Annotated in this window: 19 protein-coding genes; 10 read left to right on the top strand and 9 right to left on the bottom strand. The window is 71.2% G+C overall.

The window, feature by feature from the left end:
* Positions 1–414 precede the first annotated feature (414 nt).
* From hisC to ACFYX4_RS25705, 5 genes are all read left to right on the top strand, one after another.
* Complete coding sequence (gene hisC / locus ACFYX4_RS25685; protein WP_389337824.1) at positions 415–1,494, top strand: histidinol-phosphate transaminase; 1,080 nt, start codon at positions 415–417, stop codon at positions 1,492–1,494.
* A gap of 248 nt (positions 1,495–1,742) precedes the next feature.
* Positions 1,743–3,251, top strand: a complete 1,509-nt coding sequence (locus ACFYX4_RS25690) for a cytochrome ubiquinol oxidase subunit I (RefSeq protein ID WP_389337827.1) — start codon at positions 1,743–1,745, stop codon at positions 3,249–3,251.
* A gap of 20 nt (positions 3,252–3,271) precedes the next feature.
* Positions 3,272–4,276, top strand: a complete 1,005-nt coding sequence (gene cydB, locus ACFYX4_RS25695; protein WP_389337830.1) for a cytochrome d ubiquinol oxidase subunit II — start codon at positions 3,272–3,274, stop codon at positions 4,274–4,276.
* Between the two features lie 59 nt (positions 4,277–4,335).
* A complete protein-coding gene (cydD, locus tag ACFYX4_RS25700) occupies positions 4,336–7,839 on the top strand; it encodes a thiol reductant ABC exporter subunit CydD (RefSeq protein ID WP_389337833.1) in 3,504 nt (1,167 codons plus the stop codon).
* Between the two features lie 98 nt (positions 7,840–7,937).
* A complete protein-coding gene (locus ACFYX4_RS25705; protein ID WP_389337836.1) occupies positions 7,938–8,999 on the top strand; it encodes a M23 family metallopeptidase in 1,062 nt (353 codons plus the stop codon).
* Between the two features lie 11 nt (positions 9,000–9,010).
* Here ACFYX4_RS25705 and ACFYX4_RS25710 read toward each other — a convergent pair whose 3' ends face one another.
* From ACFYX4_RS25710 to ACFYX4_RS25725, 4 genes are all read right to left on the bottom strand, one after another.
* A complete protein-coding gene (locus ACFYX4_RS25710) occupies positions 9,011–9,901 on the bottom strand; it encodes an HAD hydrolase family protein (protein ID WP_389337839.1) in 891 nt (296 codons plus the stop codon).
* A 77-nt stretch (positions 9,902–9,978) separates the two neighbouring features.
* Positions 9,979–10,881, bottom strand: a complete 903-nt coding sequence (locus tag ACFYX4_RS25715; RefSeq protein ID WP_389337842.1) for an LLM class flavin-dependent oxidoreductase — start codon at positions 10,879–10,881, stop codon at positions 9,979–9,981.
* A 42-nt stretch (positions 10,882–10,923) separates the two neighbouring features.
* Positions 10,924–11,478 (bottom strand): RNA 2'-phosphotransferase, encoded by a 555-nt coding sequence (locus ACFYX4_RS25720; protein WP_389337845.1) that lies wholly within the window; start codon positions 11,476–11,478, stop codon positions 10,924–10,926.
* Between the two features lie 184 nt (positions 11,479–11,662).
* Positions 11,663–13,447: an SDR family oxidoreductase gene (locus ACFYX4_RS25725; RefSeq protein WP_389337848.1), complete on the bottom strand. Its 1,785-nt coding sequence runs from the start codon at positions 13,445–13,447 to the stop codon at positions 11,663–11,665.
* 227 nt (positions 13,448–13,674) lie between these two features.
* Between ACFYX4_RS25725 and ACFYX4_RS25730 the strand changes: the two genes are divergently transcribed.
* The 5 genes from ACFYX4_RS25730 to ACFYX4_RS25750 all read left to right on the top strand — a co-directional run bounded on the left by ACFYX4_RS25730 (position 13,675) and on the right by ACFYX4_RS25750 (position 17,565).
* On the top strand, positions 13,675–14,640 hold the full coding sequence (locus tag ACFYX4_RS25730) for an ABC transporter ATP-binding protein (RefSeq protein WP_389338304.1): 966 nt from the start codon (positions 13,675–13,677) through the stop codon (positions 14,638–14,640).
* Positions 14,630–15,538 (top strand): ABC transporter permease, encoded by a 909-nt coding sequence (locus ACFYX4_RS25735; RefSeq protein ID WP_389337851.1) that lies wholly within the window; start codon positions 14,630–14,632, stop codon positions 15,536–15,538. The genes ACFYX4_RS25730 and ACFYX4_RS25735 overlap by 11 nt, the downstream gene beginning before the upstream one ends.
* Positions 15,535–16,446, top strand: a complete 912-nt coding sequence (locus ACFYX4_RS25740) for an ABC transporter ATP-binding protein (RefSeq protein WP_389337854.1) — start codon at positions 15,535–15,537, stop codon at positions 16,444–16,446. The genes ACFYX4_RS25735 and ACFYX4_RS25740 overlap by 4 nt, the downstream gene beginning before the upstream one ends.
* Positions 16,447–16,456: 10 nt before the next feature.
* Positions 16,457–17,176 carry an ABC transporter permease subunit gene (locus ACFYX4_RS25745; protein WP_389337857.1) on the top strand — a complete coding sequence of 240 codons (720 nt, stop codon included), beginning with the start codon at positions 16,457–16,459 and terminating at the stop codon, positions 17,174–17,176.
* Positions 17,177–17,292: 116 nt separating this feature from the next.
* Positions 17,293–17,565: a hypothetical protein gene (locus ACFYX4_RS25750; protein ID WP_389337860.1), complete on the top strand. Its 273-nt coding sequence runs from the start codon at positions 17,293–17,295 to the stop codon at positions 17,563–17,565.
* Positions 17,566–17,933: 368 nt separating this feature from the next.
* On the opposite strand, the gene ACFYX4_RS25755 is transcribed toward ACFYX4_RS25750, so the two are convergent.
* The 5 genes from ACFYX4_RS25755 to ACFYX4_RS25775 form a co-directional block, all read right to left on the bottom strand.
* A complete protein-coding gene (locus tag ACFYX4_RS25755) occupies positions 17,934–18,737 on the bottom strand; it encodes an HAD family hydrolase (protein WP_389337863.1) in 804 nt (267 codons plus the stop codon).
* A complete protein-coding gene (gene serS, locus ACFYX4_RS25760) occupies positions 18,734–20,011 on the bottom strand; it encodes a serine--tRNA ligase (protein ID WP_389337866.1) in 1,278 nt (425 codons plus the stop codon). Before serS ends, ACFYX4_RS25755 begins: the two co-directional genes overlap by 4 nt.
* Positions 20,012–20,528: 517 nt before the next feature.
* Positions 20,529–21,461, bottom strand: coding sequence for a prephenate dehydratase (pheA, locus tag ACFYX4_RS25765; protein ID WP_389337869.1), 933 nt, complete (start codon positions 21,459–21,461; stop codon positions 20,529–20,531).
* A gap of 142 nt (positions 21,462–21,603) precedes the next feature.
* Positions 21,604–22,905, bottom strand: coding sequence for an iron uptake transporter deferrochelatase/peroxidase subunit (gene efeB / locus ACFYX4_RS25770; RefSeq protein ID WP_389337872.1), 1,302 nt, complete (start codon positions 22,903–22,905; stop codon positions 21,604–21,606).
* A gap of 8 nt (positions 22,906–22,913) precedes the next feature.
* Entirely contained in the window at positions 22,914–24,938 is a 2,025-nt protein-coding gene (locus ACFYX4_RS25775; RefSeq protein ID WP_389337875.1) for a copper resistance CopC/CopD family protein, read from the bottom strand.
* Between the last annotated feature and the right edge of the window lie 16 nt (positions 24,939–24,954).

The raw sequence follows: 24,954 nt of genomic DNA on the forward strand, positions 1-24,954 counted from the left end.
GCGAGCCGATAGTAGGGCTCTTCCGGTGGGGTAGGGCGGACGCATATGCACGCGTTGACAGGCACGTTTCTGCATGGTCCCAGGGGCCCAAACGCCTGGGAAACGAAGGCAGTTGAGGAGCGCTGTGCCGAGACGTGTGGCGTGCACACGGATAGGCCTGCCAAGGCACCGATGTCTCGAAGAGGTCTCAACTCACCTGCACGAGGGATGCGCGCCACGGCGCGAGCCACCGGCGCACAGATATATGCGAGGCGCGCCCCTGATTCGTTCACCTTCGTACGGCTTCGTGCAGATACCGGCGGACGGGGGCGGCCGACGAGAGTTCGCGCCTGAGGACAGGGTCTCCCGCACGCCCGCCCAATCCTCATAAGGTGAGCAGTATTGAAGCCGGTGGTGGTCACGAGGAGGACTGCGGTGAGCGAGACGAGCCCCAAGCTGCGCGCTGAGCTGGAGGGTATCCCCACCTACAAGCCGGGCAAGTCGGCCGCGTCCGGTGGCCCCGTGGCCTACAAGCTGTCCTCCAACGAGAATCCGTACCCGCCGCTGCCCGGTGTGCTGGAGAGCGTCTCGGCCGCCGTCGCGTCCTTCAACCGCTATCCGGACATGGCCTGCACGGGGCTGGTGAACGAGATCGCCGAGCGCTTCGGCGTGCCCGCCTCGCACGTGGCCACCGGCACCGGATCGGTGGGCGTCGCGCAGCAGCTGGTGCAGTCGACCGCGGGCCCCGGCGACGAGGTGATCTACGCCTGGCGGTCGTTCGAGGCATACCCGATCATCACCCAGATCAGCGGTGCTACCGCGGTGCAGGTGCCGTTGACGCAGGGCGATGTGCACGACCTGGACGCGATGGCGGACGCGATCACCGACCGGACCCGGCTGATTTTCGTCTGCAACCCCAACAACCCCACGGGCACCGTCGTGAAGCGGGCCGAGCTGGAGCGGTTCCTGGACCGGGTGCCCGGTGACGTGCTGGTCGTCCTGGACGAGGCCTACCGTGAGTTCATCCGGGACCTCGAGGTGCCGGACGGCTGTGAGCTGTACCGCGAGCGGCCGAACGTCTGCGTCCTGCGGACGTTCTCCAAGGCGTACGGGCTCGCCGGGCTGCGGGTGGGCTTCGCGATCGCCCATGAGCCGGTGGCGGCGGCGCTGCGCAAGACGGCGGTGCCGTTCGGGGTGAGCCAGCTCGCCCAGGAGGCGGCGATCGCTTCGCTGCGAGCGGAGGACGAGCTGTTCGGGAGGGTCGGCTCGCTGGTGGGCGAGCGCACGCGGGTGGTCGAGGGGCTGCGCGCGCAGGGCTGGACGGTGCCTGAGACCCAGGCGAACTTCGTGTGGCTGCGGCTGGGCGAGCGGACCGTTCCCTTCGCGGCGGCGTGCGAGCAGGCCGGTGTGGTGATCCGGCCGTTCCCGGGAGAGGGCGTGCGGGTGACGATCGGGGAGCCCGAGGCCAACGACATCTTCCTCAAGGCGGCGGAGGGGTTCCGCAAAGAGATGTAGCGCCGACTCCCGAGTCGTGTGCGGAGCCGCAGCGCGCAGAGCGGCTCTGAGCGGATCGGTCGCTGTCGGGCGTCTTGGTTTCACGTGGAACCGAGGCGCCCTTCCTTGTGCTCGGACGCGCTGCTCCATCGCTGGTCAGAGGCCTGTTGGCTGGTTTGGGCCCCCCGCCGTGCGGGTGTCGAACGGGTATGCGTCATAATTGCTTGTGAATGTGAACGCTTTCACAAGCGTGAGTTAGGAGCGGTGACGTGGACCTGGCGTTGGCGCCGGAAACCCTGGCGCGCTGGCAGTTCGGCATCACGACCGTCTACCACTTTCTGTTCGTGCCACTGACGATCTCCCTGGCCGCGCTCACGGCCGGCCTACAGACCGCCTGGGTGCGCACGGAGAACGAGAAGTACCTCAGAGCGACGAAGTTCTGGGGCAAGCTCTTCCTGATCAACATCGCGATGGGTGTCGTCACCGGCATCGTGCAGGAGTTCCAGTTCGGCATGAACTGGTCCGACTACTCACGGTTCGTCGGCGACGTCTTCGGCGCCCCGCTCGCCTTCGAGGCGCTCATCGCCTTCTTCTTCGAGTCCACCTTCATCGGGCTGTGGATCTTCGGCTGGGACAAGCTGCCCAAGAAGATCCATCTGGCCTGCATCTGGATGGTCTCGATCGGCACGATCCTGTCGGCCTACTTCATCCTCGCGGCCAACTCGTGGATGCAGCACCCGGTCGGCTACCGGATCAACGAGGCGAAGGGACGGGCCGAACTCACCGACTTCTGGCTGGTGCTGACCCAGAACACCGCACTCGCCCAGGCCTTCCACACCCTCTCCGCGGCCTTCCTCACCGGCGGCGCCTTCATGGTCGGCATCTCCGCCTTCCACCTGCTGCGCAAGAAGCACATCCGCGACATGAAGACCTCGCTGCGGCTCGGCCTGGTCACCGTGGCCGTCGGAGGGCTGCTCACCGCGGTCAGCGGCGATGTGCTCGGCAAGATCATGTACGAGCAGCAGCCGATGAAGATGGCCGCGGCCGAGGCCCTGTGGGACGGCGAGGCGCCCGCGCCCTTCTCCGTCTTCGCCTACGGCGACGTCGACAAGGGTCACAACAAGGTGGCCATCGAGATCCCCGGCCTGCTGTCGTTCCTCGCCAAGGACGACTTCAGCTCCTTCGTGCCCGGGATCAACGACGTCAACAAGGCCGAGCAGGAGAAGTACGGGCCCGGCGACTACCGGCCCAACATCCCGGTCGCCTACTGGGGCTTCCGCTGGATGATCGGCTTCGGCATGACGTCCTTCACTATCGGGCTCGCCGGGCTGTGGCTGACCCGCAAGAAGTTCATGCTGCCGCAGCACCTGCGGGTCGGCGACGACGAGGTGCCGCACGTGGTGCTGTTCCGGAAGAAGGCGCTCAGCCCCAAGCTCACCAAGCTGTACTGGCTCGCGGCGATCTGGACCCTCGGCTTCCCGCTGATCGCCAACTCCTGGGGCTGGATCTTCACCGAGATGGGCCGCCAGCCATGGGTCGTCTACGGCGTTCTGCGGACCCGCGACGCGGTGTCCCCCGGCGTCTCCCAGGGCGAGGTCCTCACCTCGATGATCGTCTTCACCGCCCTGTACGCGATCCTCGCCGTCGTCGAGGTGAAGCTGCTGGTGAAGTACGTGAAGGCCGGCCCGCCCGAGCTCACCGAGGCCGACCTCAACCCGCCCACGAAGATCGGCGGCGACTCCCGTGACGCCGACAAGCCGATGGCCTTCTCGTACTAGGCCGAGGGAGCTGCACAGTCATGGAACTGCACGACGTCTGGTTCGTCCTGATCGCCGTCCTGTGGATCGGCTACTTCTTCCTGGAGGGCTTCGACTTCGGGGTCGGCGTCCTCACCAAGCTGCTCGCCCGGAACCGGCCCGAGAAGCGGGTGCTCATCAACACCATCGGGCCCGTCTGGGACGGCAACGAGGTGTGGCTGCTCTCGGCGGGCGGCGCGACCTTCGCCGCCTTCCCGGAGTGGTACGCCACGCTCTTCTCCGGGTTCTACCTGCCGTTGCTGCTCATCCTGGTCTGCCTGATCGTGCGGGGCGTCGCCTTCGAGTACCGGGCCAAGCGGCCCGAGGAGAACTGGCAGCGCAACTGGGAGCACGCGATCTTCTGGACCTCGCTGCTTCCCGCGTTCCTGTGGGGCGTCGCGTTCGGCAACATCGTGCACGGCGTGAAGCTCGACCGGAACTTCGAGTACGTCGGCGGCCTCTGGGAACTGCTCAACCCGTATGCGCTGCTCGGCGGTCTGGTGACCTTGACGCTGTTCACCTTCCACGGGGCGGTGTTCACGGCGCTCAAGACCGTCGGCGAGATCCGCGAGCGGGCGCGGAAGCTGGCCTTCAAGGTCGGCCTGGCGACCGCCGTCCTCGCGCTGGTCTTCCTGCTGTGGACGCAGGTCGACGGCGGTGACGGCAAGAGCCTCGTGGCGATGGTCGTGGCGGTGGCCGCCCTGGTCGCCGCGCTCGTGGCCAACCAGGCGGGGCGCGAGGGATGGTCGTTCGCGCTGTCCGGCGTCACCATCGTGGCCGCCGTGGCCATGCTGTTCCTGACGCTCTTCCCGAACGTCATGCCGTCCACGCTCAACGAGGACTGGAGTCTCACGGTGACCAACGCCTCGTCGAGCCCGTACACCCTGAAGATCATGACCTGGTGCGCGGTGATCGCCACGCCGATCGTGATGCTCTACCAGGGGTGGACGTACTGGGTGTTCCGCAAGCGGATCGGCACGCAGCACATCGCCGAGTCGGTGCACTGAGTCCGAGTTGGGGCTTGTTTCACGTGAAACAAGCCCCGTGAGAAGAGGGTGTGTTTCACGTGAAACCGATCGACCCGCGTCTGCTCCGCTACGCCCGGGCCACCCGCCTCTTCCTGGTGGCGGTCGTCGGACTGGGTGTCGTCGGAGCGGCGCTGGTCATCGCTCAGGCGATGCTCATCGCGGAGGTGGTGGTCGGCGCGTTCCAGCACGGGCTGTCGATCGCCGAACTCCGTACCCCTCTGGTGCTTCTGGCGGTCGTGGCGGCCGGCCGGGCAACGGTCTCGTGGCTCACCGAACTCGCGGCGCACCGCGCGAGCGCCGCCGTGAAGTCGGAGCTGCGCGGGCGTCTGCTGGAGCGGGCGACCCTGCTCGGTCCCGGCTGGCTCAGCGGACAGCGCACCGGCTCGCTCGTCGCTCTCGCCACGCGCGGGGTGGACGCCCTCGACGACTACTTCTCGCGCTATCTGCCGCAGTTGGGCCTCGCGGTCGTCGTGCCGGTGGCGGTGCTGGCGCGGATCGTGACCGAGGACTGGGTGTCTGCCGCGATCATCGTCGGCACCCTGCCGCTGATCCCGATCTTCATGGTGCTGATCGGCTGGGCGACGCAGTCGCGGATGGACCGTCAGTGGCGGCTGCTCTCCCGGCTGTCCGGGCACTTCCTGGACGTGGTCGCGGGGCTTCCCACGCTGAAGGTGTTCGGGCGGGCCAAGGCCCAGGCCGACTCGATCCGGCGCATCACCGGTGAGTATCGGCGGGCCACCATGCGGACGCTGCGGATCGCCTTCATCTCGTCGTTCGCACTGGAGCTGTTGTCGACGCTGTCGGTCGCCCTGGTCGCCGTGACGATCGGTATGCGGCTCGTCCACGGCGAGATGGACCTGTACATCGGCCTCGTCATCCTGGTGCTGGCACCCGAGGCGTATCTGCCGCTGCGACAGGTGGGCGCGCAGTACCACGCGGCCGCCGAGGGCCTCGCCGCGGCCGAGGAGATCTTCGAGGTGCTCCAGACGCCGGTTCCGGCGTCGGGCACGGGCACGGCGCCGGCGGGCGGCATCGCCTTCGACGGCGTGACGGTCCGCTACCCGGGACGGCCGGCCGCCGCGGTGTCCGACGTGTCCCTCACGGCAGAGCCGGGCGAGACGGTCGCCCTCGTCGGCCCGAGCGGCGCGGGCAAGTCGACCCTGCTGCACGCGCTGCTGGGCTTCGTACGTCCCGTCGAGGGCCGCATACGGGTCGGGGGAGCCGACCTGGCGGACATCGACCTGGAGCAGTGGCGGTCCCGGATCGCCTGGGTGCCGCAGCATCCGCACCTGTACGCGGGGACGATCGCCGAGAACGTACGGCTGGCGCGTCCCGACGCCGACGACACGGCCGTGCGCCGGGCGCTGGCGGACGCGGGGGCGCTGGAGTTCGTGGACGCGTTGCCCGAGGGAGACCGGACGGTGCTCGGGGAGGCCGGCGCGGGGCTCTCCGCCGGGCAGCGGCAGCGGCTCGCCCTGGCCCGGGCGTTCCTCGCCGACCGGCCCGTGCTGCTGCTGGACGAGCCGACGGCCGCGCTCGACGGGGAGACCGAGGCGGAGGTCGTGGCGGCCGTGCGCCGGCTGGCGCAGGGGCGGACGGTGCTGCTCGTCGTGCACCGGCCGGCGCTGCTGGCGGTGGCGGACCGGGTGGTCCGGCTGGACGCCGTCGAGCCCGCCGCGCGGCCGGCGCGGGCCGGGGTGGACCGACGGGCGGACGACCTGCGTGACGGCCTCGACATCGAAACACAGCGCACCGGGGCGGACGAGTCCGGGGCCCGGCTGCCCGCGGCCGGAGGCGGAGTCCTCGCCCGGGTCCGGGACATGGCGGGCGCACGGCGCGGCCGGTTCGGTCTCGCCCTGCTGCTCGGCAGTCTCGCCCTCGGCAGCGCGGTCGGGCTCATGGCCACTTCCGGCTGGCTCATCTCCCGCGCCTCGCAACAGCCGCCCGTGCTCTATCTGATGGTGGCGGTGACGGCGACCAGGGCCTTCGGCATCGGGCGGGCGGTGTTCCGGTACGCGGAGCGCCTCGTCTCGCACGACGCCGTGCTCCGCATGCTCGCCGACACCCGGGTCGCCGTGTACCGGCGGCTGGAGCGGCTGGCCCCCGCGGGGCTGCGCACCACGCGCCGGGGCGACCTGCTGACCCGGCTCGTCGCCGACGTGGACGCCCTCCAGGACTACTGGCTGCGCTGGCTGCTGCCCGCCGGAGCCGCCGTGGTCGTCTCGGCCGGGTCCGTCGCCTTCACGGCGTGGCTGCTGCCCGAGGCCGGCGCCGTCCTCGCGGCGGGCCTGCTCGCCGCCGGGGTGGGCGTCCCGCTGATCACCGGCGCGGTGGCGCGCCGTGCCGAACGTCGGCTCGCCCCCGCCCGGGGCGAACTCGCCACCCGCGCGGCCGATCTGCTCACCGGCACCGGCGAACTGGCCGTCGCCGGCGCCCTGCCCGCCCGGACCGCCGAGGTGCGCGCCGCGGACGCGGTGCTCACGCGGATCGCCTCACGCTCCGCCACCGCCACGGCGCTCGGGGCGGGGCTGATCGCGCTCGTGTCCGGGCTGACCGTCGCCGCCTCCGCGCTCGTGGGCGCCCAGGCCGTCGGCGCGGGGCGACTGGGCGGCGTGACCATGGCCGTCGTCGTCCTCACCCCGCTGGCCGCCTTCGAGGCCGTCCTGGGGCTGCCGTCGGCGGTCCAGTACCGCCAGCGGGTCCGCAGGAGCGCGGAGCGGGTGTTCGAGGTGCTGGACTCCCCCGAGCCGGTGCGGGAGCCGGAGCGGCCCCGGCAGGCGCCCGCGTCTCCGTTCCCGCTCGTCGTCAAGGGGCTGCGCGCACGGCACGCCGGGCAGGGCCGGGACGCCCTTGCCGGGGTCGACCTGACCCTGGACCAGGGGCGCCGGATCGCCGTGGTCGGCTCCTCCGGCTCCGGCAAGACGACGCTCGCCCAGGTGCTGCTGCGGTTCCTGGACGCGGACACGGGCGCGTACACGCTCGGCGGCGTCGACGCCTACGCCCTGGACGGCGACGACGTGCGGCGGCTCGTCGGGCTGTGCGCGCAGGACGCGCACCTCTTCGACAGCTCGGTCCGCGAGAACCTGCTGCTGGCGCGGAAGGACGCGACCGAGGACGAGCTGAGGGACGCGCTGGCTCGGGCCCGGCTGCTGGACTGGGCCGACAGCCTGCCCGACGGTCTCGACACGCTCGTCGGCGAGCACGGGGCCCGGCTCTCCGGCGGGCAGCGGCAGCGGCTCGCGCTGGCCCGCGCGCTCCTCGCCGACTTCCCCGTGCTGGTGCTCGACGAGCCCGCCGAACACCTCGACCTGGCCACCGCCGACGCGCTCACCGCGGACCTGCTGGCCGCCACCGAGGGGCGTACGACGCTGCTCATCACCCACCGGCTGGCCGGGCTGGAGGCCGTGGACGAGGTGCTCGTCCTGAACGAGGGACGGGTCGTGCAGCGCGGTGGGTACGCGGAGCTGGCCGTCGCCGACGGGCCGTTGCGCGAGATGATCGAGCGGGAGACGGCGGCGGAGACGCTGGTCGGGGCGCGGTAGCGGCGAGATCGCGCCGCTGGGCCGTTCGTGGTGTCCGGTCCCCCAGGCGTACGACTTGAACAGGACCCGCACGGGGCGGCCGGGACACGATCGCTGACATGCGCTCATCTCGCCGTCGTCTGCTGCTCGTCCCGGTCCTGCTGTGTGTGCCCGCGGTGATCGCGGCGGGCCCCATATCCACCGGCGAGCCCGTCGGTGACGGGCTCGGCGCGGAAATCGGGATCAGCGTGCAGGTGGCGCGGCTGTACGAGGACGCGGCCGTGGCCACGCAGATGTACGAGAGCGGGCGGGCCGCGGCGGAGGCGCAGCGGGCGGAGGTCCAGCGGCTGGAGGCGCTCCTGGCCGGCCGGCGTCAGGAGATCGACGCGCTGCGGGAGGAGCTGGGCCGTATCGCGCGTGCCCAGTACCGTGCCGGCGGCGGGCTGCCGGTCGCGGCGCACCTCTTGCTGGCCAGTGATCCGGACGCGGTGATGCGTCATCAGCAGGCGTTCGCCCGGATGAGCCGGGACGTCGACGACGCCATCGGCGAGAGCAGGAAGGCGGAGGCGCGGCTCGCGGCCGACGAGGCGAAGGCGGCAGCGGCCTGGCAGGCGCTGGAGCGGCGCACGACCGAACTCGCCGCGCTGAAGGCGGACATCGAGCAGAAGCTGGAACGGGCGCGATGGGAGTTGCAGGGGGAGGCCGACGCCTCGGTCGCCGCCGGCTCGTGCCGCGGCGCGGTGCGGCTCGACCAGGAACCGGCGTCCCCCGTCGGCGCGTGGGTCACGCCCGTCGAGGGGTACGCGCTGTCGGCGAGCTTCGGCAGCGGGGGCGAGCGCTGGGTGAGCCGGCACACCGGGCAGGACTTCGCGGTGCCCATCGGGACGCCGGTCCGGGCGGTGGGCGCGGGCCGTGTGGTGCGGGTGTCCTGCGGGGGCGCGTTCGGCATCGAGGTCGTGCTCGAACACGCCGACGGCTACTACACCCAGTACGCCCATCTCGCGGCCGTCGCCGTCGACCAGGGCGACAGCGTGAACGCCGGGCAGTGGATCGCTCAGTCCGGCACCAGCGGCAACTCCACGGGGCCGCATCTGCACTTCGAGGCGCGGGTCACCCCGGAGACGGGCTCCGCGGTGGACCCGGTTCCCTGGCTGGCGGAACGCGGGGCGCCCGTGGGCTGAGCCCGGACCGGCTACTGGTCCTGGCCGGAGGCGCGGAGCCGCTCGGCGATCAGTTCCTCGACGATCACGGCGACTCCGTCGTCGTTGTTGGCGACGGTCTGTCCGGAGGCCGCCGCGACCACGTCCGGGTGCGCGTTGCCCATCGCGTACGACCGGCCCGCCCAGGTGAGCATCTCGACGTCGTTCGGCATGTCGCCGAAGGCGACGACCTCCTCGTGTGAGATGCCGCGCTCGGCGCAGCACAGGGCCAGCGTGCTGGCCTTGGAGACGTCCGGGCCGCTGATCTCCAGCAGGGCGGTGGGGCTGGAGCGGGTGACGTTGGCTCGGTCGCCGATGGCCAGCCGGGCCACGGTGAGGAACGCGTCCGGGTCGAGCGTGGGGTGGAACGCGAGGATCTTCAGCACGGGCTCGCCGGCTCCCGGCGCGTCCGGCGCGAGCAACTGCTCGGCGGGGGCCAGGGCGTCGGGGATCTCCATGTGCATCTTGGGGTACTCCGGCTCCTGGTAGAAGCCGTACGTCTGCTCGACCGCGTACATGGTCCCCGGCGCGGCCTCGCGCAGCAGCCGCACGGCGTCCAGTGCGTTCTCCCGGGCCAGTTCGCGGACCTTCACGAACCGGTGGGCGCCGGGGCCGCCGTGCAGGTCGACCACGGCGGCGCCGTTGCCGCAGATCGCCAGGCCGTGCCCGTGGACGTGTTCGCTGACGACGTCCATCCAGCGGGCCGGGCGGCCGGTGACGAAGAAGACCTCGATGCCGGCCTCCTCGGCGGCGGCGAGAGCCGCGACCGTCCGCGGGGAGACCGACTTGTCGTCGCGCAGGAGAGTGCCGTCCAGATCGGTGGCGATCAGCCGTGGCGGGGTGGCTGCGGACGGGGTCTCGGGCTGTCGAGTCGCTGAGGTCACCGCGCCATTCTCGCGTACACGCTCGCACGGCCGTGCGGGGGTCCGCACGGATGAGGTCCGGGCCGGGACCGTCGAGGTCAGCGCAGTTGCGCCGGGGCCTCCATGGCGATCTGCTCGAAGACCTTCTGGTCCGCGGCGAAGTCGGAGTCGGGGATGGGCCAGTGCAGGACGAGCTCCGTGAAGCCGAGCTCCTGGTAGCGGCCGGCGAAGTCGACGAAGGCGTCCAGGGACTCCAGCGGGCGTCCGCGGTCCGGGGTGAAGCCGGTGAGCAGGATCTTGTCGAGGGAGTTCACGTCCCGCCCGAGGGCCACGCAGGCGTCCGTGAGCTTCTCCAGCTGGCCGTGGACGGCCTGGACGGACTGCTCGGGGGTGCCGTTCTCGAACAGCCTGGGGTCGCCGGTGGTCACCCAGGCCTGGCCGTGCCGGGCCGCCAGCTTCAGCCCGCGCGGTCCGGTCGCGGCGACGGCGAAGGGCAGCCGGGGGCGCTGGACGCAGCCGGGGATGTTGCGTGCCTCGTGCGCCGAGTAGAAGTCGCCCTCGAAGGACACGGAGTCCTCGGTGAGCAGCCGGTCGAGGAGGGGCACGAACTCGGCGAAGCGGTCCGCCCGCTCGCGCGGGGACCAGGGCTCCTGGCCGAGGGCGGTGGCGTCGAAGCCGGTGCCGCCCGCTCCGATGCCGAGGGTGACACGGCCGCCGGAGACGTCGTCCAGGGAGATCAGCTCCTTGGCGAGGGTCACCGGGTGCCGGAAGTTCGGCGAGGTCACCAGCGTGCCGAGACGCATCCGGTCGGTGACGGACGCGGCGGCGGTCAGCGTCGGGACAGCGCCGAACCAGGGTCCGTCGCGGAAGGTGCGCCAGGACAGGTGGTCGTAGGTGTACGCGGTGTGGAAGCCGAGCTGCTCGGCGCGCGTCCACGCCGAACGGCCGCCTTCGCTCCAGCGGCGGTACGGGAGGATCACAGTGCTCAGACGCAGGCTCATGTCATCGAGCGTATGCGGACGACTGTGTTTCACGTGAAACGGTCACTGTGCGTGTCTGTCCGGGAACCTCAGATAGCGCGGCGGGACGGCCTTGGTCAGCCACACCCCGTTCGCGCTGACGTGGAAGACATGGCCGTCGCGGTGCATCGCGCCCGCGTCCACGGAGAGGACCACCGGGCGGCCTCGGCGGGCACCGACGCGGGTCGCCGTCTCGCGGTCGGCCGAGAGGTGCACGTCGTGCCGGTTCATGGGCAGCAGCCCCTCGGCACGGATCGCGTCCAGGGAGCGGGCGACGGTGCCGTGGTAGAGGTACGACGGCGGGGCCGCCGGGGCCAGACCGAGGTCGACCTCGACGCTGTGACCCTGGCTTGCGCGGATCCGGGCGCCCTCGATCGCGAAGCGCTTCTTGTCGTTGGCGGCCACGACGTGGTCCAGCTCGTCCCGGGTGAACGGGAACCCGTGGGCCGTGGCCGCCGCGATCAGCGTCTCGATCTCGACCCAGCCGCCCTCGTCGAGGGTCAGGCCGATCCGGGCGGGCTGGTGGCGCAGGTGCTTCGAGAGGTACTTCGACACCTTCACGGTGCGTCTTTCGTCCATCCGCTCAGCATGACGCGAGAGACGTGGATCACGCATTTCGTTTTGCGGCGGAGGTTTGGTCCACAAGCAACTGCGTTTATCCACAGCGGAATTGGCGCTTCTGTGGACAAGTGAGGGACGAGGAGGGCCGCTTGGGCAAGTGCGGCAGCCCGCGCCCCACTTGAATGCAGGGGACCCAACGCGTCTACAGACGGGGCTCGATACGGCCCAAGGCCCTCAACACCCCGGGAGCGAACCGGGACAGCGCACGCGCCGCCCTCGCCTCGGGCGTCACCGCGACCACCGCTTCATCGCGGACGACCGCCTTCAAGATCGCCGTCGCGACCTTCTCCGGCGGGTAGTTGCGCAGCCGGTACGCGCGTGCGGCCTTCTTCTGGCGGCGCTGCTCCTCCTGCGGGTCCACCCCGACGAAGGTGGCCGTCGTCGCGATACCGGTGTTCACCACCCCGGGGCAGATCGCCGTGACGCCGATGTCCTGACGGGCGAGTTCGGCGCGCAGGCACTCGCTGAGCATGAGGACCGCCGCCTTGGACGTGCCGTAGGCGGGCAAGGACTTCAGCGGCTGAAAGGCAGCAGCGGAGGCGATGTTGACGATATGGCCGCCCTGACCTCGCTCGGCCATCCGACGTCCGAAGAGACGGCAGCCGTGGATGACGCCCCACAGGTTGACGTCCAGGACCTTGCGCCAGTCGTCCGGCGTCGTGTCGAAGAAGGAGCCCGACAGACCGATGCCCGCGTTGTTCACCAGCACGTCCACCACGCCGAGTTCGCCGTGGACCTTCGCCGCGAGCTTCTCCATCGCCGGCTCGTCGGAGACGTCCACCGTCTCCGCCCACGCCTCCGCCGCTCCCGCCGACAAGGCCGCGTCGGCGGTCAGGGCGGCGCTCTCCGCGTCCCGGTCGACGGCGATCACCCGCGCACCGGCCGCGGCGAACGCGAGCGCCGTGGCCCGCCCGATGCCGCTGCCCGCTCCGGTGACCAACACGAGCTGCCCGCCGAAGCGTTCGGCGTATCGGGCGACGTCGCCGCGGTCGGCTGTGTCCACGCCGTCGCTCCCTCCGTCCGGCGCGCCTTCCACCGACGTGACGAAGTCGGCGATCCAGGACGACACCTGGTCGGGCCGCGTCCGCGGGATCCAGTGCCTTGCCGGCAGCGTCCGGCGCGTCAACCGCGGTACCCACTGCTCCAGTTCGTCGTACAGCCGCTCCGAGAGATACGCGTCCCCCGAGGGCGTGATGAGCTGCACGGGCACATGCGCGTGGGCGTCGTCGCGCGGGCGGCGCAACCGCGCCCGGACGTTGTCCCGGTACAGCCAGGCCCCGTTGGCGGCGTCCGTGGGCAGCGAGGACGTCGGGTAGTCGCCGCCGGGGACCCGCTCCAGCCGCCGCAGGATGCCCGGCCACCGCCTGCCCAGCGGTCCGCGCCAGGCCAGTTCGGGCAGCGCGGGCGTGTGCAGCAGGTAGACGTACCAGGACTTGGCTCCCTGGCCGAGGAGTTGGCCCACCCGGCGCGGAGTGGGCCGGGAGACACGCCGGTTGATCCAGTGGCCGAAGTGGTCGAGGGAGGGGCCGGACATCGACGTGAAGGAGGCGATCCTGCCCCGGGTGCGTTCGACGGTGACGAACTCCCAGGCCTGTACCGAGCCCCAGTCGTGCCCCACCAGGTGCACGGGCCGGTCCGGGCTGACCGCGTCCACGACCGCCAGGAAGTCGTCCGTCAGCTTCTCCAGGGTGAACCCGCCCCGCAGCGGCCGAGGCGCGGTGGACCGACCGTGCCCCCGGACGTCGTACAGCACCACATGGAAGCCGTGGCGGTCGGCGAGGCGCGTCGCGACCTCGGACCACACCTCCTTGCTGTCCGGATAGCCGTGCACCAGCACGACCGTGGGCCGCCCGGGATCGCCCAGCTCGGCCACGCGCAACTCGAGCCCGCCGGTCCGCACCCCGCGCTCGCGCGCACCCTCCAGCATCGTCGCTCCCCCTCCGCCGCGGTACGTGTCCGTAAGGTGACGCCGCCGAATCTGACAGTCGTTAGAAGGATCGTCAATAGGGCGGCCGCCGCGCTGGGAGCCACCGTCTCCCGTAGCTCTCAGGCAGGGGATCCCCTACGGTCCCGTACATCTGGAGTCTGAGGCGAAGACGGCTCTGCGGTCTGACGACCCACGTGGCGCTCGTCACTAATGTCGGAGACGTGACTGTGATCGCTACCGAAAGCCTGAGCAAGCGGTTCCCCCGGGTGACCGCGCTCGACCGGCTGTCCGTGGACGTCGGGCCCGGTGTCACCGGACTCGTCGGAGCCAACGGAGCCGGCAAGTCCACACTGATCAAGATCCTGCTGGGTCTGTCCCCCGCCTCGGAGGGCCGCGCCGAAGTGCTCGGCCTCGACGTCGCCACCAAGGGCGCCGCCATCCGCGAGCGCGTCGGCTACATGCCGGAGCACGACTGTCTGCCGCCCGACGTCTCGGCCACCGAGTTCGTCGTGCACATGGCCCGCATGTCCGGCCTGCCGCCGACCGCTGCACGCGAGCGCACCGCGGACACCCTGCGCCATGTCGGCCTGTACGAGGAGCGCTACCGCCCCATCGGCGGCTACTCCACCGGCATGAAGCAGCGCGTGAAGCTCGCCCAGGCCCTCGTCCACGACCCGCAGCTGGTCTTCCTGGACGAGCCGACCAACGGCCTCGACCCGGTCGGCCGCGACGAGATGCTGGGCCTGATCCGCCGCATCCACACCGACTTCGGCATCTCGGTCCTGGTCACCTCCCACCTGCTGGGCGAACTGGAACGCACCTGCGACCACGTCGTCGTCGTGGACGGCGGCAAGCTGCTGCGCTCCAGCTCCACCACCGACTTCACGCAGACCACGACCACCCTCGCGATCGAGGTCACCGACTCCGACGAGCACCCCGACGGCACCCGCGCGGTCCGCGAGGCGCTCCACGCGCGCGGGGTGGACGTCCTCGACGCCGACAGCGGCCTGCCGGGCGCCGGCCACATCCTGCTGCTGACCGCCCGGGGCGAGGAGACCTACGACCTGGTGCGGGACCTGGTGGCCGACCTCGGCCTCGGCCTGGTGCGCATGGAACAGCGCCGCCACCACATCTCCGAGGTCTTCACGGACAGCGACGCACAACGGAAGGAGGCCGTCGGCCATGGCGGTTGAGCATCCCGCACCCACCCTCCCGGGTGACCAGACCCGCATCCACAACATCGGCTACCGCAGCTACGACGGCCCCCGCCTGGGCCGCTCCTACGCCCGCCGCTCCCTCTACTCGCAGTCCCTGCGCGGCGCCTACGGCCTCGGCCGCTCGGTGAAGTCCAAGGTGCTGCCGATGCTGCTGTTCGTGGTGATGTGCGTGCCCGCGGCCATCATGGTCGCCGTCGCCGTCGCCACCAAGGCGAACAAGCTCCCGCTGGAGTACACCGGCTACGCCGTCGTCATGCAGGCCGTCATCAGCCTGTTCGTCGCCTCGCAGGCGCCCCAGTCCGTCTCGCGCGATCTGCGCTTCAAGACCGTTCCGCTGTACTTCTCGCGGCCGATCGAGACCGCCGACTACGTGCGCGCGAAGTTCGCCGCGCTCGCCTCGGCGCTGTTCGTCCTCACCGCCGCACCCCTGCTGGTGCTCTATGTGGGCGCCCTGCTGGCCAAGCTCGACTTCGCCGACCAGACCAAGGGATTCGCCCAGGGACTCGTCTCCGTGACCCTGCTCTCCCTGCTGTTCGCGGGCCTCGGCCTGGTCATCGCCGCGGTCACCCCGCGCCGCGGCTTCGGCATCGCCGCCGTCATCGCCGTCCTGACCATCTCCTACGGCGCGGTCTCCACCCTCCAGGCCATCGCCGACGCCCAGGGCAGCACCGGCGCGACCCCGTGGATCGGCCTGTTCTCGCCGATCACGCTGGTCGACGGAGTGCAGTCGGCGTTCCTCGGCGCCTCCTCCGCCTTCCCGGGCGGGATCGGCCCCTCCCAAGGCGAGGGCGTGGTGTACGTCCTGGTCGCTCTGGGCCTCATCGCCGCCAGCTACGGCCTCCTGATGCGCCGCTACCGGAAGGTGGGCCTGTGACCACGCTCTCCCTCGACCACGTCTCCCGCTGGTTCGGCAACGTGGTCGCCGTCAACGACATCACCATGTCCATCGGGCCCGGCGTCACCGGTCTGCTCGGCCCCAACGGCGCCGGCAAGTCCACCCTCATCAACATGATGGGCGGGTTCCTCGCGCCCTCCACCGGCACCGTCACCCTCGACGGACAGCAGGTCTGGCGCAACGAGGGGATCTACAAGCACATCGGCATCGTCCCCGAGCGCGAGGCGATGTACGACTTCCTCACCGGCCGCGAGTTCGTCGTCGCCAACGCCGAGTTGCACGGTCTGGGCGCCAAGGCCGCCCAGAAGGCGCTGGCCACGGTCGAGATGGAGTACGCGCAGAACCGCAAGATCCAGACGTACTCCAAGGGCATGCGGCAGCGCGTGAAGATGGCTTCGGCGCTGGTCCACGACCCCTCGCTCCTCCTGCTCGACGAGCCGTTCAACGGCATGGACCCCCGCCAGCGGATGCAGCTCATGGAGCTGCTGCGGCGCATGGGCGACGAGGGCCGCACCGTGCTGTTCTCTTCGCACATCCTCGAAGAGGTCGAGCAACTCGCCTGGCACATCGAGGTCGTCGTCGCCGGACGGCACGCGGCCAGCGGCGACTTCCGCAAGATCCGCCGTCTGATGACCGACCGCCCGCACCGCTATCTGGTGCGCTCCAGCGACGACCGCGCCCTCGCGGCCGCGCTGATCGCCGATCCGTCGACGTCCGGCATCGAAGTCGACGTCGCCGAGGGCGCGTTGCGCGTGCAGGCCGTCGACTTCGGGCGCTTCACCACCCTGCTGCCGCGGGTGGCGCGCGAGCACGGCATCCGCCTGCTCACGGTCTCGCCGTCCGACGAGTCCCTCGAGTCCGTCTTCTCGTATCTTGTCGCGGCGTAGGAGGCCGAAGATGTACGACCCCACCGTCGCCCGGCTCACTTATCGAGCCCTGCTCGGCCGTCGCCGGGCCCTCATCCTCGGCGCGCTGCCGCTGCTGCTGATCGTGATTTCGGTACTGGTGCGCGCCCTCGCCGGCGCCGACGATCAGACGGCGTCCGACCTGCTGGGCGGGCTCGCGCTCGCCACCATGGTGCCGATCATCGGCGTCATCGCCGGCACGGGCGCGATCGGCCCGGAGATCGACGACGGCTCCGTGGTGTACCTGCTGTCCAAGCCGCTGAAGCGGCCGACGATCATCTTCACCAAGCTGATCGTGGCGATCGCGGTCACGATGGTGTTCTCGGCGCTGCCGACGCTGATCGCCGGCTTCATCCTCAACGGCAACGGCCAGCAGATCGCCGTCGCCTACACGGTGGCCGCGCTGGTCTCCTCCATCGCCTACGCCGCGCTCTTCCTGCTGCTGGGCACGGTGTCGCGGCACGCGGTGGTCTTCGGGTTGGTCTACGCCCTCGTCTGGGAGACCCTGTTCGGCTCCCTGGTGCCGGGTGCGCGCACGCTCAGCGTCCAGCAGTGGTCGTTGGCCGTCGCCGACAAGGTCGCCGGCGGTGATCTGATCAGCTCCGACGTCGGACTGACCACGGCGACCGTCCTGTTGGCCGCGGTGACCGTGCTGGCCACCTGGTTCGCGGGACAGAAGCTGCGGGCGCTGACGCTGGCCGGCGAGGAGTAGGCCAGGTGCCGGGGTGGTTCTTGACAGGGGCTTCACCTCGGTCCCGGCACACTGGGCGAACGGTTGCGAAGAGACGCGAAGAGGACACGGGCGTAAGGGCTGAGGGGAGGACGGCGATGGCGGACGAGACGGCGGAGCACGGGGGCGGACGGAGTCAGGACGGCCGGCGGCCGGCCGGGGACGAGGGCTCGGACGCGGCCTGGGACGACCTCGTCCTGGACGAGGAGTTCATACGGGCCGCCGGGACGTCCGAGCCGTCCGCCCGCGCCCGGATGCTCGCGGCCCGCTGGCGGGCCGAGGCGCCCGAGCCGCAGCCGTGGCGGTCCGACGAGCCGCCGGCCGGCTGGTTCTTCAGCAAGGCGCGCCGATGGAGATGGCGGCGCCGGTAGTCCGTCGTACGGGCGTTCTGGTCGTACGGGTGTTTTATTCGGTGGCGTCCGACTCGTCCGCCGGGCATGGTTGTCGTGTCCGCAGCGCCGGCGAGGGGCCGGCGTCCGGTACCGGGGAAGGGAGCGGGACGATGCCCATGCACGGCACTGCGTCCGGCTCCCGTCATGGCAGCCTGCGGCGGGCTCCGGAGTAGTAGACCTCTCCGTCCGAGCCCGTTCCGCACGGGGAGCTGCCGGGGGCGGCCGCTTCGAGCACGCGATGTCACTCTCGCGTGAGGCCGCCCCGTCCCGGACCCGGTTGGTGTCGTTCGGGTGCGGGTGGGTCGTGGCTGGTCGCGCAGTTCCCCGCGCCCCCTGGAATCGGGGCCTCAGCCGAGGAGGTTCTCCAGGACCACCGCGATGCCGTCCTCCTCGTTCGACTTCGTCACCTCGGCTGCCACCGCCTTCAGTTCCGGGTGGGCGTTGGCCATGGCTACGCCTCGGGCGGCCCAGGCGAACATCGGGATGTCGTTGGGCATGTCGCCGAAGGCGATCGTGTCGGCGGCCTTGAGGCCCAGCCGGCGGGCGGCCAGGGAGAGGCCCGTGGCCTTGGAGAGGCCGAGGGGGAGGAGTTCCACGATGCCCGCGCCGGCCATGGCGACGGTGACGAAGCCGCCCGCGGCCCGGCGGGCCGCCTCGGCGAGCTCGTCGTCGGAGAGTTCCGGGTGCTGGATGTAGATCTTGTTCAGCGGGGCCGACCAGAGGTCCGACGCGTCCGTGAACGGCGTCGCCGGGAGCTTGCCGGTGACCGCGTAACCGGGCCCGACCAGGACGTCGCCGTCCAGCCCGTCGCGGCTCGCCGCCAGGTACAGCGGACCGACCTCCGCCTCGATCTTGGCGAGCGCCACACCGGCCAGCTGCCGGTCCAGGGTGACCGAGGTCAGCAGGCGGTGCGCGCCGGCGTCGTAGACCTGGGCCCCCTGGCCGCAGACGGCCAGACCGTCGTAGCCGAGGTCGTCGAGGATGTGCCGGGTCCAGGGGACCGAGCGGCCGGTGACGACGATATGGGCCGCCCCCGCCTCGGTGGCCGCGACGAGGGCCTCACGGGTGCGCCGCGAGATCGACTCGTCGGAGCGCAGCAGCGTTCCGTCGAGGTCGGTGGCGATGAGCCGGTAGGGGAAGCCCTCGCTCACTTCGCCACCGGCTCCAGGACCTCACGCCCGCCGAGGTACGGCCGCAGCACCTCGGGCACGCGCACGGAGCCGTCGGCCTGCTGGTGGTTCTCCAGGATCGCCACGATCGTGCGCGGAACGGCGCACAGCGTGCCGTTGAGCGTGGCCAGCGGGCGGACCTGCTTGCCGTCACGGAAGCGGATCTGGAGACGGCGGGACTGGTACTCGGTGCAGTCCGAGGTGGAGGTCAGCTCGCGGTACTTGCCCTGCGTCGGGATCCACGCCTCGCAGTCGAACTTGCGGGAGGCCGAGGAGCCGAGGTCGGCGGAGGCGACGTCGATCACGCGGAACGGCAGCTCAAGCGAGGTCAGCCACTGCTTCTCCCACTCCAGCAGGCGCTGGTGCTCGGCCTGCGAGTCCTCGGGAGTGACATAGGTGAACATCTCGACCTTGTCGAACTGGTGCACGCGGAAGATGCCCCGGGTGTCCTTGCCGTGCGAGCCGGCCTCACGCCGGAAGCAGGGGGAGAAGCCCGCGTAGCGCAGCGGCAGCTTGTCCGCGTCGATGATCTCGTCCATGTGGTACGCGGCGAGCGCGACCTCGGAGGTGCCGACGAGGTAGAGGTCGTCCTTGTCGAGGTGGTAGACGTCCTGTGCCGCCTGGCCGAGGAAGCCGGTGCCGGCCATGGACTGGGGGCGGACCAGGGCGGGCGTCAGCATCGGCGTGAAGCCGGCCGCCGTCGCCTGCGCCATCGCCGCGTTCACCAGGGCCAGCTCCAGCAGGGCGCCGACGCCGGTGAGGAAGTAGAAGCGGGAGCCGGAGACCTTGGCGCCGCGCTCGACGTCGATCGCGCCGAGGATCTGGCCGAGCTCCAGGTGGTCCTTTGGCTCGAAGCCCTCGGCGCCGAAGTCGCGGATCTCGCCGTGCTTCTCCAGCGTGACGAAGTCCTCCTCGCCGCCGACGGGGACGTCGGGGTGGACGAGGTTGCCGAGTCGGAGCAGCAGTTCCTGGGTCTCGGCGTCGGCGGCGTCGCGCTCGGCGTCGGCGGCCTTGACGTCGCCCTTGAGCTGCTCGGCGCGCTTCAGCAGTTCGGCCTTCTCGTCCGCGGAGGCCTTGGGGATGAGCTTGCCGAGCTGCCTCTGCTCGGCGCGGAGCTCGTCGAAGCGGACGCCGGACGACCTGCGCCGCTTGTCGGCGGACAGGAGGGAGTCGACGAGCGCGACGTCCTCTCCACGGGCGCGCTGGGACGCGCGCACACGGTCGGGGTCCTCACGGAGCAGGCGAAGGTCAATCACGTGGTCAAGGCTACCGGTGCGGGGTGACCCCTCACGACTCACTATTCCCCGGGGTCCCGATTCACGGCTTACGGCCCGCTATGAGCCAATTGCCGGGCGCGTCAAGGGAAAAGTGTCTCACTCCCTGGGACGGGCCAGGCTGCGGGCGGTGCGTTGACCCGACTTCCCTGCGATGAGCGCGACTTGGGCTGTCGTTGTCCACAGGGGGCGGGGGTGGCGGAAGGTTATCCACAGGCTGTGCGAAAGATCTGTGGACATGGGAATCGATCATTCCGAAGGGCGGTCGAAGGGTGCGGAATTCCCGTTCCGCGTCGACTGCACCCCCACTTTCGAGTGGAAATGGGTAACCCCAAAGGATTGATCGAAGGAAACAGGTGGACTAAGGGTGACGTGCACAGCGGTGCGCGCCCTTGGGGGCTGTAGGGCGATTTGTCGACCGGATGACCCATCGATGTCGACTTGTCCCCAGGTCGAGAAGCCAACCTGTGGATAACGCCTGTGGATAACCGGCGGCAGGTTAGAAGCGGCCGTCCTGGCAGCGCGCCACCCAGTCGGCGGCCCCGACGAACTCGCTGTCCGAGGTCCCGGGCAGCGGCGCGGGCACGTCCGCCGCCACCACGCCCGCGCGCGGGTACGAGCCGAGGAACCGCACGTCACGGCAGATCCGCTTCAGCCCCATCAGCGCCTCGGCCATGCGGCGGTCGGTGATGTGGCCGGCGGCGTCGATGCAGAAGCAGTAGTTGCCGATGCCGGCGCCGGTCGGCCGGGACTGCAACACCATGAGGTTGATGCCGCGGGTCGCGAACTCGCCGAGCAGATCGCGCAGCCCTCCCGGATGGTCGTCGCGCTGCCACAGCACCACGGAGGTCTTGTCCGCCCCGGTCGGCGCCGCGGGCCGGGCCGGCCGGCCCACCAGCACGAACCGCGTCTGGGCGTTCTCCGCGTCGTGGATCTCGGTCTCCAGGGCCTCGAGACCGTACCGGGCGGCGGCGAACTCGCCCGCGAAGGCGGCGTCGTAGCGGCCCTCCTGGACCAGCCGGGCCCCGTCGGCGTTGGAGGCGGCCGACTCCCAGGTGACGTCCGGGAGGTTGGCCTTCAGCCAGTTGCGCACCTGCGGCTGGGCGGCGGGATGCGCGGTGACCGTCTTGATGTCGGTGAGCTTCGTGCCGGGGCGGACCAGCAGCGCGAAGGTGATCGACAGCAGCACCTCGCGGTAGATCATCAGCGGTGTGCCCGCGACGAGCTCGTCGAGGGTCGTGGTGATGCCGCCCTCGACGGAGTTCTCGATCGGCACGAACGCGGCCTCGGCCTCGCCGGTGCGCACCGCGTCCAGCGCGGACTGCACGGACACGTACGGGACCAACTGCCGGGTGGCCGTTTCGGGAAGCGTGCGCAGGGCGACCTCCGTGAAGGTGCCCTCGGGGCCGAGATAGGCGTAGCTCGCTGGCATGACCTCACCCTAATGGGCCTTGCGCGGTCGGGCGGCCCTGTCTCATGCCGACCCCTCAGTGGGGTGAACCGGCGTAACCTCGCCTCCGGCGTGACCTCACCGCCGTCGTGGCCTCGCCCTCGGCGCGCCCCGCAGGCCCGTCTCACGCCTCCAGCAGCCGCTGCCCCACATACTCCCCCTCGCCCGCCCCACCCGGCACGGCGAACAGCCCGCTCGTCTCGTGCCGGATGTACTTCGACAGGGCGTCCCCGCGGTCCAGCTTGCGCTGCACCGTGACGAAGCCGCGCAACGGGTCGGCCTGCCAGCAGACGAAGAGCAGGCCCGCGTCCGGCGTGCCGTCCGCGTCGATGCCGTCGTGGTACGAGAACGGCCGCCGCAGCATCGCCGCGCCCCCGTTCTGGTCGGGGCGGGTGATCCGGGCGTGCGCGTTGAGCGGGACGACGAGATCACCGTTGGCGTCGGTCTTCTCCAGGTCCATCTCGGTCGTCTCCGAGCCCCCGGTCAGCGGCGCGCCGTCGGCCTTGCGGCGCCCGATGACCTGCTCCTGCGCGGCGACCGCCAGCTTCTCCCAGTCGTCGAGGAGCATCCGGATCCGGCGTACGACGGCGTAGGAGCCGTTGGCCATCCAGGCCGGGTCGTTCGACCCCGAGGCCGGCACGAAGATCCGCTTCTCGAAGTCGGCCTCGGCCGGCTTGGGGTTGCGGGTGCCGTCCATCTGACCCATCAGGTTGCGGGCCGTCATGGGGTGGGCGGTCGCGCCCGGCGTGCGGTTGAAGCCGTTCATCTGCCAGCGCACGCGTGCCGCGCCGCCCGCGTCCTTCTGGATCGCGCGCAGGGCGTGGAAGGCGACCAGGGCGTCGTTCGCGCCGATCTGTACCCACAGGTCGCCCTCGCTGCGGGACCTGTCGAGCTGGTCGGAGGAGAAGGCGGGCAGCGGGTCCAGGGAGACGGGACGCTGCTTCTCCAGGCCGGTGCGCGCGAAGAAGCTGTGGCCGAAACCGAAGGTGACCGTCAGCGAGGACGGGCCGGCGTCCCGGGCCACGTCCGTGTCGTCGTGCGCGGCGGCCTCGCCCGCCATCAGCCGCCGGGCCGTCTCCGACCAGCGGCGCAGCAGCGCGGCGGCCTCCTTGCGGCCCGCGCCGGCCGCCAGATCGAAGGCGACGAGATGGCCGCGGGCCTGGAGGCCCTGGGTGATGCCGGGCTGATGTTTCACGTGGAACATCGCCTGCTGCGACCCGATCGAGGACAGCGGTGTCGCCTGCGCGGGTGCGGCGGCATAGCCGGCGGCACCGCCCGCGGCACCGAGCACGAGCCCGGTGGCGCCGGCGGTGCCGAGCAGCTTGCGCCGGGTCACGCCCTCGGAGGAGGACGCCTTCCCGTCGGAGGAGGACGTCTCGGGTGACGTCTCGGGGGTGGGGGCCACCGGGGTGGACTGTTCGGGCATGGTGCGGTTCAGCCGATCTGCGCGTTCTTGGAGACGGTCACCTGGTCGATGTCGGAGGTCCGCACGGTCACGGCGATTTTCCATTCGCCGGACACGGGGATCTGCACTCCGCTCGCCGACCAGTGGCCGGTGGTCACGTGTTCGGGGGTCACGGGCAACGGCCCGATGCTCTTGGCTTCGAGGGTGAAGGCGACCTTCACCTCGGGGACGTCGAAGGCGCGGCCGTCGGGGCGGGTCACGTAGACGTGCATCTCGTTGGCGCCGGTCCGCGCGGGGTCGATGTCGACGCTGACGACGCCCTTGCCGTCGGCGGTGCCGGTGTCGAAGGACATGTCCAGGGTCAGGGCTCCCGCGGCGTCCGCCGACGAGACGGCCGCCGTCGCGGCCTTCGCCTCCAGCTCCGTGCGGCCGGGCTCCGTGGACGTCAGCGCGGTGGTGACGGCGAGCAGCACGACGGCGACGCCTGCCTCGGCCAGCACCGAGCGGTGCAGCCCGAAGCGGTTCGGGTCGGCGTCGCGGATCCGCTTCTGCCGCGTGGCGTCCACGGCGGCCTGCTGCCGCACGAGCTGCGCGGCCCGCTGGGAGTCACCGGCGTCGGAAGCGGCCTTCGCCTTGCCTGAGGACGCCTTCGCCGTGCCCTTGCCCACTGGGGTGGGCGTCCGCGGGGCGTCGGCTGCCGCCTCCTGGTCCGCTTCGGCTGACGCCGCATCGGCCGACGTTTCTTGAGCCGAAGCCTCTTCGTCCGAGGCCTTCTCCGCCTCGGCGGACGCTGCTTCGGACTTCCCGGTCGGCTTCTCTCCCTCACCCGGCGTCCCCGCGAGCCGTGTCGTCCAGCGGCGGGAGATCCAGGCGATGCCGACGAGCAGGGCCACGAGGCCGATCTTGATGAGCAGGAGCTGCCCGTAGCGGGTCTCGGTGAAGGCCGACCAGGAGCCGAGCTGACGCCAGGACTGGTAGACGCCGGTCACCACCACGGCGAGGACGCTGCCGAAGGCGACCCGGGAGAACCGGCGGACCGCCGAGGGATCCACCGGCCGCTCCGCCCGGTACAGCGCCGTGAGGAGCGCGCACAGGCCGCCCAGCCAGGCGGCGACGGCGAGCAGGTGGACGATGTCCGCCGGCATCGCGATGCCCGGCTGGAGTCCGGTGGAGGCGTGCTCGGCCATCGCCCAGCTCGCCGCGAGCCCGGCGGCCACGACCGTTCCGCCGACGGCGAGCCCGAAGGTCAGGTCCCGCTTCTCCTCGTCCTCCCGCTTGTCGTACGCGCCGAAGAGGACCGCGATGAAGAGCGCGGCGGCGGCGAGCAGCAGCAGCCGGGAGACCAGCGCGGCGCCCGTCTTGGTCTGGAGGACCTCTCCGAGCAGGTCGAGGTCGAAGACGTCGCCGAGCTTGCCGGAGCCGGTGTAGGAGCCGCGCAGGAGCAGCAGGAACAGCGTGGCCGAGGTGAGCGCGAGCCAGCCGGAGACGACGAGGCGTTGCAGGGCCCGTACGCCGGTGCCGCCCGGCCAGCAGGCGAGCACGAAGGCGGCGCCGCCCACCATGACCACGAACCCGGCATACGACACGTACCGTCCGAGCCCGTACAGCCCGCCGACGATCCCGCCGCCGGCCTCCTGCGCGGACACCGACACGCTGGTCTCGGAGGGGGCGCCGACGGAGAAGGTGTAGGCGCCGGCGACGGGATGGCTGTCGGCGGACACCACCTGGTAGGTCACGGTGTACGTGCCGTCGGGCAGCCCCGAGTGCAGCCCCACGGCGTACGTCGTCCCGCTGACGTTGGAGGGCTCGCCGCTGTCGACGCGCGTGCCCTTGGGGTCGAGCACGCGCAGCGAGGTGCCGCTCATCGCGACCTGCTCGGAGAAGGTGAGCGACACCTGGGTGGGCGCCTTGTCGACCACCGCCCCCTGCGCGGGGTCGCTGCCGGTCAGCGCGGCGTGCGCGGAGGCCGGGCCGGCGGCGGCGAGGAGCGCGCCGGCGACGGCCAGGAACAGCAGCACCAGCGTGCGGACTCTGGGAGCGATGGTCTGGGTCAAGACGGTCCTTCCCTCA

Source organism: Streptomyces sp. NPDC002328, assembly GCF_042890065.1.
Lineage (GTDB): Bacteria > Actinomycetota > Actinomycetes > Streptomycetales > Streptomycetaceae > Streptomyces.